Annotated in this window: 1 protein-coding gene; it reads left to right on the top strand. The window is 69.8% G+C overall.

What is annotated here, in order from left to right; genetic code table 11:
* Positions 1-543: AAA family ATPase (locus ACPGXI_RS18010; RefSeq protein WP_526655394.1), on the top strand; the 543-nt coding region annotated here is incomplete at both ends.

The following is a 543-nucleotide window of genomic DNA, read 5'->3' on the forward strand; positions in this document are numbered from 1 at the left end:
TGGACGAGACCTCGATGGTGTCCTTGACGATGATGGCGCGACTGCTGGAGGCGGTCCGGCCCGACGCCCGGCTGCTCCTGGTCGGGGACCCGGATCAGCTGGCCTCGGTGGACGCCGGGGCGGTGTTGGCCGATCTGGTCGACGGGCTGGGCGATGGCCTTGCTGATGGCCGTGCTGATGGCCCTGCTGATGACCGTAGCGATGGCGGGGTCGTCGAGCTGAAAACGTCCCACCGGTTCGGCGAGTCGATCGGGTCGCTGGCCCAGGCGATCCGCGCGGGGGACACCGACCTCGCGGTGGCGTTGTTAGGAGCCCGCGACGAGTCAGTCGAGTGGATCGACTCTGCCGATCCGGCCGAGCAACTGCGCGCGCACCTCGTCGAACACGCGCTCGGCCTTCGGGAGGCCGCGCTTCTCGGAGATGCCGAGGCCGCACTGACGATCCTGAACGGGCACCGGCTGCTGTGCGCTCACCGGCACGGCCCGTTCGGCGTGACGCGATGGAACCGACAGGTCGAGCGCTGGCTGGCGGACAAGACTGGGC

It is taken from the genome of Mycobacterium sp., assembly GCF_049608025.1.
Lineage (GTDB): Bacteria > Actinomycetota > Actinomycetes > Mycobacteriales > Mycobacteriaceae > Mycobacterium.